Here is a 6,522-nt window from a genome sequence, read left to right on the forward strand (position 1 = left end):
GCCGATACTTAAAACACCTTTACGAAGTATTGCAAAACACTAATATCTTTAATTACTGAGATACAATTAAGACAAATTTAAACTAGTATATTTAACTGACTAATTTGTAGTATTAACAACAAAGACCTATTTAGAGGTGCTAAATGAACCTGCAAGAAACAGCACTCTTAGAAATATCTCCAAAGACAGCAAGATTATCACCAAACTGGAGTGAACCACAAACCCCACAAGCTATGCCATTTATTCTGGATGCCAAAATATCCACAGTCAAACTTTTGCTAATTGACGATCAGGTAATTATCAGCGAAGCCTTCCGTCGGATACTTGCGACAGAAACAGATATTTCCCTTCACTACACAAGTAATCCAGCTAAAGCTATTCAAGATGCGATCGCCATAGAACCAACGGTGATATTTTTGGATATGGTGATGCCAGATATCGATGGATTAATGTTACTGCGTTGGTTTCGCTCTCATCCAGTAACTCGTGATGTACCAATCGTTATGTTATCCAGTAAAGAAGAAGCAAAGCTCAAAGCAGAAGCTTTTACCGAAGGCGCTAATGACTACTTAATCAAATTACCAGATCCAGTTGAGTTAATTGCCCGCATTCGTTATCATTCCAAAGCTTACAATAACCTCAAAGCACTCACTACTGCAACTACTACTGCCCAACTTCAAGCACAACAGTTAGAAAATACTTTACGAGAATTACAAGCTACCCAAGTTCAATTGATCCAGACAGAGAAAATGTCTAGCTTAGGTCGGATGGTTGCAGGTTTAGCGCACGAAATTAATAATCCTGTTAATTTTATTCACGGTAATTTTAATCATCTTAATAACCATGTCAACTGTCTTTTAAATTTAATCCAACTGTATCAACAAGAACATCCAAATTCGTATTCTCTATTTGAAGAAAAATTTGGCGACTTTAATATTGATTTCATCATCGATGATTTACCAAAAATTCTTTCATCAATGAGGATAGGAACCGATCGAATTCGTGATATCGTGCTGTCCCTAAAAAACTTTTCTAGACTCGATCAGTCGGATAAAAAAGCTGTTAATATTCATGAAGGAATTGAAAGTACTTTATTACTTTTAAATCATCGCTTACAACCAAAAATTGAGATTATTAAAAAGTATGGAAATCTCCCACCAGTTCAATGTTATCCAGCACAACTAAACCAAGTATTCATGAATATCCTTAGTAATGGCATTGATGCTTTACTAGAGCTGGATAATCAGATGCAAAAGCAAATTGTAATTCAAACTGAAGTAACTAAATTAGAAACAGTCATAATTACATTTAGAGATAACGGTAATGGAATAGATTCTGAGATTAAAAGCAAGATATTCGATCCTTTTTTTACAACTAAACCTATCAACAAAGGAACGGGACTAGGTTTAGCAATTAGTCATCAAATTATTGAAAAACATCAGGGAAATATCCAGCTAAAGTCTGAACTTGCTTGTGGAACGGAATTTACGATCGAAATTCCAATAGCATTACCTGTTAATCATAAAAGCAACACTTGAATTAAGATTTCACCGGAGAATTATTCTCCAAGATGTTTATTCATTTTTCAAAAAAGTTAACTTATAAGTTAATAAGTTTATTATTCACTTAAATGCGATCGCACTTTTTTATAGGAATCCATAATTCATCTCATCGAATCTTAATGATGAATTATGAATCATTTGCTACCGTTTGCGTGCATAGGATGAGAAGTCGTCCAAAGCCAAACCCTCATCCCAGAAGTCAAATAGGAAGCTAGAATGGCAATTCCAAATAAACAAGTAAAATCTAATACTGATATTTTAGATAATAGACGCACCCAAACTCGCATCCAGGTTCGTATTCCTAAAGACTTGCATGAGGAACCAGTCATTTGACGACTAGTTTCTCACTACGGTATCACAGTAATTATTGCTACTGCCGAGATAAGCGCAAACGTGCCATAATATAGCTGCTTTGAGCTGGAACTACGGGGCACTGTTTCCCAGATTGAAAGTGCCTTGACTTACCTGGATGAACTGGATTTAGAAGTTTTGCACCAATCCAGCCCTGAAGAAGATGGTTGGTAAATTTAGTTAGGAGTTAGGAGTTAAGAGTTAGAAGTTAAAAAATTCATAACTCATAACTCATAACTTTTAACTCTTAACTTTGTTTAAGCCATTTGATTTTCAATCGCCCACCGCGCTAGTTCAGTGCGATTGTGGAGATTGGTTTTGCCCAACATATTGGACACATGGCTTTCAACCGTTCGCTGACTAACATTGAGTTCTTCAGCAATTTCCCGGTTAGCTAAACCCCTAGCAACAAACTGAACTACTTTCAGTTCGGTTGGGGTTAATTGCACATCGAAGGGAACCTGGATGCGGGAACCGTTTTCGCCTCCTTTTGCTTGGTGTTCTTTCCAACGGATAGTTTGTTTCAGCGAGGACTCAACTTGCGCTACGAGTTCTTCTGGTTCAAAGGGCTTGACCATATAAACATCAGCACCTTTGTTCAGACCTTTAACTCGGTCTGCACTTTGTCCCTTAGCTGAAAGGAAAAGAACCGGAATCCAGCTGGTGCGTTCGTTTTGCCGGACTTGTTCCACAAAAGTATATCCGTCCATTTCCGGCATCATCACATCGCAGATGATCATGTCTGGAACATCTTGCTCTAAAATTTCCAGAGCTTCACGTCCATTTTCAGCGGTGATGACTTCATATCCCCGGAATTCTAAGTAATCCTTCACCAGCAAGATGAGGTTAGGGTCATCATCAATCAATAGAAGTCGTTTGTGATCTTTCATGCTGGGCTCTTTCATAGCAGTGGCACTTGTCGCGCTTCGGTCCATCAAAGTCTTGAATATTTATCCTCGTATGGTGGGTTATTCGAGATGTTGTCCTTTTTCCTACTTAACTTGCCTTTGCTGTCTCGAAGTCTCAAAAATGCCGAGCACTTTCAATAGACTAGTAGCTCGATAGCAAAAGTCCAGCAAGGATACGTATAGCAGTAGTATCTATAATGCGCTATTATATATCGCTTTGAAAGGGGCGGGGTAAAAAACACTGATTAAATAATAATCTTTCGGACTCACAAGTAAGTATTGGCTTAAAGATGACCCTACCTCAAAACCAACCCGCACTTTCTTAAAGCCTACTGCTATACCATATCCTTTCGTTGTTAAGCCTCTATGAGGTGTTCACAAGAAACTAGGGAAGTTTCAGGCAAAAGATGGATTGAAAACGCATATTCTTCTACCACCTTATTACCTATTCAGTGTTCTCGGACGATCCGCAGAGTAACTTCCTGGTTTGCTTGGCGATACCAGACACCATCAGGGTAAATCACCATTATGGATCTAGAACCAGAAACACGCAAGCAGTTGGCTTTAGTTTTAGAGACGCAAATAGAATGACTTTAGTACGGCTCATCGAGTTTTAAATCTTTAAGTCGCTTTTTTAAGTAATCCCAGAATTCCAGACTAGCTCGTTTTGAGCAGCAATTGCCTGGTCAGCGCAAATAAAAATGTCTCGCTGAATTTTTGCAAGTCCTAAACTTTCTACACAATTACTTAGGGTCTTATGTTCTAAAGATTGAGTTTTTTTAGGAATTTGATGGTTGGACTGGATCGCTGTCACTGTATTGTTACTCATCAAGCGGTTCCCTGATTACAGTTCTATAACAATTTGCAAGCTTTGCAAATAAAGTTGACTGAGAAGGGGAGTGGGGAATGGGAAAAAATTCTTATAACTCCTAACTCTTAACTATTAACTCCTAACTCCCCACCCCCTACTCTCTTCGTAACTTACAGAACAAAACCCGCAAGGTATAAATAATTAAGCATTTATACTTAAGTACATCTATGACCTTCTAGTTCGGGAACCCGTACTCAAGGCATTCTTGCCATTGGACGCCAGTTTTCGGTAAATTAGCACTCAGGAGTTGAGAGTGCTAAACTCTGGAGAGGAGAAAATAATTATGGCAGCTTTATCTCTAAGCGTTTCTACAGTTAAACCTTTGGGCGATCGCGTTTTCGTAAAAGTGAACGCCTCTGAGGAAAAGACCGCTGGTGGTCTGTATTTGCCCGATACCGCCAAGGAAAAGCCCCAGGTAGGGGAAGTAGTGGCCCTTGGCCCTGGCAAGCGTAATGACGATGGAAACCGTCAGGAATTGGAAATTAAAGTCGGCGATAAGGTGCTGTACTCTAAGTACGCTGGCACTGACATCAAGCTCGGCACTGAAGAATATGTACTGCTTTCTGAAAAAGATATTTTAGCAGTTGTTATCTAGTGGTCATTGGTCATTAGTCATTAGCCAATGACATAGACGCGCCAGCGGCTTCCCGCAGGGTAGGACAAATGACAAATGACGTAGACGCCCTCCGGGCGGCTTCCCGAAGGGTAGAACAAAAGACAAATGACAAAGGACAACTAACAATAAATTATGGCAAAGCGCATTATCTACAACGAAAACGCCCGTCGCGCCCTAGAGCGAGGCATTGACATCCTGGCTGAGTCTGTAGCTGTTACCCTTGGCCCTAAAGGTCGTAACGTAGTCCTAGAAAAGAAATTTGGCGCACCGCAAATCGTCAATGATGGTGTAACGATCGCCAAAGAAATCGAATTAGAAGACCACATTGAAAACACTGGTGTAGCTCTGATTCGTCAAGCTGCTTCTAAGACTAATGATGCAGCGGGCGATGGTACTACCACCGCTACCGTTTTAGCTCATGCGATCGTCAAAGAAGGCTTGCGGAACGTTGCAGCTGGTGCTAACGCAATTTCCCTCAAGCGTGGTATTGATAAAGCTACTGGCTTCTTGGTGGACAAAATTGCTCAACACGCCCGTCAAGTGGAAGATTCCAAAGCCATTGCCCAAGTTGGTGCGATCTCGGCTGGTAACGACGAAGAAGTTGGTCAGATGATTGCCCAAGCAATGGACAAGGTGGGCAAGGAAGGCGTAATTTCCCTAGAAGAAGGGAAATCTATGTTCACCGAGTTGGAAATCACTGAAGGGATGCGCTTTGATAAAGGCTACATCTCTCCCTATTTCGCTACCGATGCTGAACGGATGGAGGCGGTTTTTGATGAACCTTTCCTATTGCTGACCGATAAGAAAATCGCTTTGGTACAAGACCTTGTACCAGTATTAGAGCAAGTAGCTCGTGCTGGTCGTCCTTTGGTAATTATCGCCGAAGATATTGAAAAAGAAGCTTTGGCAACCTTGGTAGTAAATCGTTTGCGCGGTGTGCTGAACGTGGCTGCTGTTAAGGCTCCTGGCTTTGGCGATCGCCGCAAAGCACTACTAGAAGATATCGCCGTTTTAACTGGCGGTCAACTAGTTACCGAAGATGCTGGTTTGAAGCTAGATAATACCAAGCTGGATAGCTTGGGTAAAGCTCGCCGGATCACCATCACCAAGGACAACACCACAATTGTTGCCGAAGGTAACGAAGTTGCTGTTAAAGCTCGTGTCGAACAGATTCGTCGTCAAATCGAAGAAACCGAATCTTCTTACGACAAAGAGAAACTGCAAGAGCGTCTTGCTAAACTCTCTGGTGGTGTCGCTGTAGTGAAAGTGGGTGCAGCGACCGAAACCGAAATGAAAGACAAGAAACTGCGCTTAGAAGACGCTATCAACGCCACCAAAGCTGCTGTGGAAGAAGGTATCGTTCCTGGCGGTGGTACAACTCTGGCTCACCTTGCTCCCGACTTGGAAGTTTGGGCAAAGAGCAATCTTAAAGATGAAGAGTTGATTGGTGCTTTGATTGTGGTTCGCGCCTTACCCGCACCTCTGAAGCGGATTGCTGAAAACGCTGGTCAGAATGGTGCTGTGATTGCTGAACGCGTCAAAGAGAAGGATTTCAACATTGGCTACAACGCAGCAACCAACGAATTTGTTGATTTGTTAGCTGCTGGTATTGTTGACCCTGCTAAGGTAACTCGTTCTGCTCTGCAAAACGCTGCTTCTATTGCTGGTATGGTGTTGACAACCGAATGTATTATCGTTGACAAGCCTGAGCCTAAAGATGCTGCTCCTGCTGGCGCTGGTGCTGGCGGCGGCGACTTCGATTACTAATACTTTGTAGTTACATAATAAAACAGCTGCTTCCCTTGTGGAGGCGGCTGTTTTTTTGTGTCAAAAGAAGAGGAAGAGGGTGAGTTACAACAACGCTTGTAAATATTTAGCTGAACAGTACCCTACTGATTTTGTGCGTTGGTTACTTGGGATAGAGGTGCAAAAAATTGAAGTCTTAAAAACCGAACTCACGCTTGAACCAATTCGTGCAGATTCTGTAACATTTTGCAAGCGGCTAACTAAATTTTGCATATTGAATTTCAAACTTTAGCGAAATCTAATCTGGCGCTTAATTTCCGAATGCTCGATTATTCTGTGAGGTTGAAGCGCCAATAGCATTGTCCTGTAGTGCAAGTGCTAATCTTTTTACAGGAAACTACTAACGAAATGGCTTTTACTTGAGGGGGCGACAATACTCGTTAAAGTACCACAGGTAAAGGATTTGAA

At 41.5% G+C, this 6,522-nt stretch carries 5 protein-coding genes and 1 pseudogene; 4 read left to right on the forward strand and 2 right to left on the reverse strand.

Features of this window, described 5'->3' with window-relative positions:
• Window positions 1-143 precede the first annotated feature (143 nt).
• Complete coding sequence (locus tag RM368_RS32110) at window positions 144-1,538, forward strand: ATP-binding protein (RefSeq protein ID WP_322697803.1); 1,395 nt, start codon at window positions 144-146, stop codon at window positions 1,536-1,538.
• 632 nt (window positions 1,539-2,170) lie between these two features.
• On the opposite strand, the gene RM368_RS32115 is transcribed toward RM368_RS32110, so the two are convergent.
• Both RM368_RS32115 and RM368_RS32120 read right to left on the reverse strand, forming a co-directional pair.
• The gene (locus RM368_RS32115; RefSeq protein ID WP_012407592.1) at window positions 2,171-2,848 is read right to left on the reverse strand and encodes a response regulator transcription factor; all 678 of its coding nucleotides are present in this window, start codon (window positions 2,846-2,848) and stop codon (window positions 2,171-2,173) included.
• Between the two features lie 607 nt (window positions 2,849-3,455).
• A complete protein-coding gene (locus tag RM368_RS32120; RefSeq protein ID WP_322697804.1) occupies window positions 3,456-3,650 on the reverse strand; it encodes a hypothetical protein in 195 nt (64 codons plus the stop codon).
• A gap of 325 nt (window positions 3,651-3,975) precedes the next feature.
• Between RM368_RS32120 and groES the strand changes: the two genes are divergently transcribed.
• The 3 genes and pseudogenes from groES to RM368_RS32135 form a co-directional block, all read left to right on the forward strand.
• Window positions 3,976-4,287 carry a co-chaperone GroES gene (gene groES / locus RM368_RS32125; RefSeq protein WP_100898362.1) on the forward strand — a complete coding sequence of 104 codons (312 nt, stop codon included), beginning with the start codon at window positions 3,976-3,978 and terminating at the stop codon, window positions 4,285-4,287.
• 153 nt (window positions 4,288-4,440) lie between these two features.
• A complete protein-coding gene (gene groL / locus RM368_RS32130) occupies window positions 4,441-6,075 on the forward strand; it encodes a chaperonin GroEL (protein WP_322697805.1) in 1,635 nt (544 codons plus the stop codon).
• A 79-nt stretch (window positions 6,076-6,154) separates the two neighbouring features.
• Window positions 6,155-6,474: pseudogene (locus RM368_RS32135) on the forward strand (hypothetical protein); the annotation flags it as partial.
• Window positions 6,475-6,522 lie beyond the last annotated feature (48 nt).

Source organism: Nostoc sp. DedSLP03 (assembly GCF_034530815.1).
In the GTDB taxonomy this organism is placed as follows: domain Bacteria; phylum Cyanobacteriota; class Cyanobacteriia; order Cyanobacteriales; family Nostocaceae; genus Nostoc.

What these genes read in the sequence shown, in the direction of transcription:
- RM368_RS32115 (WP_012407592.1), bottom strand. Translation starts at nt 2,848, where the DNA reads ATGGACCGAAGCGCGACAAGTGCCACTGCTATGAAAGAGCCCAGCATG.
- groES (WP_100898362.1), top strand. Translation starts at nt 3,976, where the DNA reads ATGGCAGCTTTATCTCTAAGCGTTTCTACAGTTAAACCTTTGGGCGAT.
- groL (WP_322697805.1), top strand. Translation starts at nt 4,441, where the DNA reads ATGGCAAAGCGCATTATCTACAACGAAAACGCCCGTCGCGCCCTAGAG.
- RM368_RS32110 (WP_322697803.1), top strand. Translation starts at nt 144, where the DNA reads ATGAACCTGCAAGAAACAGCACTCTTAGAAATATCTCCAAAGACAGCA.
- RM368_RS32120 (WP_322697804.1), bottom strand. Translation starts at nt 3,650, where the DNA reads ATGAGTAACAATACAGTGACAGCGATCCAGTCCAACCATCAAATTCCT.